General features: G+C 66.0%; 3 protein-coding genes. All 3 read right to left on the reverse strand.

Translation table 11 applies throughout. The features are described 5' to 3' along the window. A partial coding sequence (locus JMF90_RS34725; protein WP_201326130.1) for an NAD-dependent epimerase/dehydratase family protein occupies positions 1 to 167 on the reverse strand: 167 nt, incomplete at its 3' end. Further along, complete coding sequence (gene gmd, locus JMF90_RS34730; RefSeq protein WP_011548084.1) at positions 154 to 1,200, reverse strand: GDP-mannose 4,6-dehydratase; 1,047 nt, start codon at positions 1,198 to 1,200, stop codon at positions 154 to 156. The genes JMF90_RS34725 and gmd, both read right to left, overlap by 14 nt. Positions 1,201 to 1,235: 35 nt before the next feature. Further along, positions 1,236 to 2,091 (reverse strand): acyltransferase (locus JMF90_RS34735; protein WP_201326131.1); only part of this gene is annotated, 856 nt, incomplete at its 5' end.

The following is a 2,091-nucleotide window of genomic DNA, read 5'->3' on the forward strand; positions in this document are numbered from 1 at the left end:
CAGTGTGCGAACGCCGGATCGGCGGGGCGGGGCGTGCCGGGCGCGACCGTGCCCCAGACGTCATAGCCGGCCGCCTGCAGGCGTTCGGCCATGTAGCGACCGGTGAAGCCCGTCAGGCCCGTGACGAATGCACGGCGCGACGGACGCCCGGTTTCAGAACGTGTCATGGTGTTGGTTCCGCGTCAAATCCGCTTCGACCATCATCTGGCAAAGTTGTTCGAGCGTCGTCTTCGGTGCCCAGCCCAGTTTGCTTTTCGCCTTGTCCGCGCAGCCGATCAGCAGGTCGACTTCGGCCGGGCGGTAGAACTTCGGGTTCACTTCGACGAGCACGTTGCCGGTCGCGGCATCGAGGCCGCGCTCCTGCTCGCCCTTGCCGGTCCATTCGATCTGGTAGCCGGCCGCCGCGAACGCCATCCGCACGAAGTCGCGCACGGTTTCGGTGCGGTTGGTCGCCAGCACGTAGGTGTCGGGCTCGTCGGCCTGCAGCATGCGCCACATGCCTTCGACGTATTCGAGCGCGAAGCCCCAGTCGCGCTTCGCGTCGAGATTGCCGAGCTCGAGCTTGGTCGCCTTGCCCAGCTTGATCTTCGCGATCGTGTCGGTGATCTTGCGCGTGACGAATTCGCGGCCGCGCAGCGGCGATTCGTGGTTGAACAGGATCCCGCTGCTGCCGAACAGGCCATACGATTCGCGATAGTTCACGGTCATCCAGTGCGCGTACAGCTTCGCGACGCCGTACGGGCTGCGCGGATAGAACGCGGTGGTTTCCGTTTGCGGAATGGCCTGTACCTTGCCGAACATCTCGGACGTCGACGCCTGGTAGAAGCGCGTCTTCGGGCTCACGACGCGAATCGCCTCGAGCAGGTTCAGCGGGCCGATGCCGGTCACTTCGGCGGTCGTCGCCGGCTGGTCGAACGACACGCCGACGAAGCTTTGCGCGGCCAGGTTGTAGAGCTCGTCCGGCTGCGTGCGTTCGAGCAGGCGCAGGCTCGAGCCCGCGTCGGTCAGGTCGTGCTCGACGAGCGTCAGGTTCGGGTGCGTGTCGACGCCAAGCTCGGCGATACGCCAGAAGTTCACCGAGCTGGTGCGGCGGTAGGTGCCGGTGACTTCGTAGCCTTTGTCGAGCAGCAGTTTGGTCAGGTACGCACCGTCTTGCCCCGAAATTCCGGTGATGATGGCCTTTTTACGCGTTTGGCTCATGGCGTTGTCCTGGTAGAAGCGATGGATGATGAAATTCAGGCGGTCGTGCCGGCGGCAGCCGGCACCGCGCGGCGCGCCGGCCCGCGTGTCAGGCGCCGTTCGAAGCCGTACCAGCTCAGGGTCGCGTAAGCGAGCGTGATCGCGAGCGCGAGCACGGCCGTGACGAAGCGGTTCAGATGCAGCGGCCACAGCGCGTACAGCACGCTCAGGTGGATCAGGTAGACGGTGTAGCTGACGGTGCCGACGTAGACGAGCATCGGGTTCGTCAGCACGCGCTGAACGAGGCCGCGGCCGCGCAGCGCGATCACGACGATCGACGTGCACAGCAGCAGCGAGATGCTGTAGAGCGCTGCGTTCGACAGCGGCGTGTTCGCGGCGCGAAAGCGCGGGAACGACAGGTGCAGCCAGCCGAGGATCGCGAGCGACACGAGCGCGCCGACGATCGCGAGCGGATAGAACGGCTCCAGCGCGCGCCGGTCGCGGCGCAGCACGATCGCGAGCAACGCGCCGGCTGCGAGCAGGTCCATCCGGAACGGCGTCAGGTAGTAGATCGGCCAGAACGAATCGAACCACGGCGTCGCGATCGCGCGCAGCACCGGCGCCGCGACGATCAGCGCGGCGGCGACCCACAGCAGCGCGCGCTCCGAGCACCACAGCACGACGAACGGCCAGAAGATGTAGAACTGCTCCTCGACCGCGAGCGACCACAGCACGTTCAGGCTGTCATGGCCGATGCTGCCGAGCGACAGCCCGATATTGGTCGAGAAAAACGCGAACCACGGCCAGTGCGGCAGCCAGCTCGAGCCGAACAGCAGCGTCGACACCAGCAGCAGCAGCACGTACGGCGGCAGGATGCGCCGTACGCGACGTGCGTAGAAGTGGCTGAAGTAC

Source organism: Burkholderia sp. E168m23, from assembly GCF_016586125.1.
GTDB lineage: Bacteria > Pseudomonadota > Gammaproteobacteria > Burkholderiales > Burkholderiaceae > Burkholderia > Burkholderia orbicola.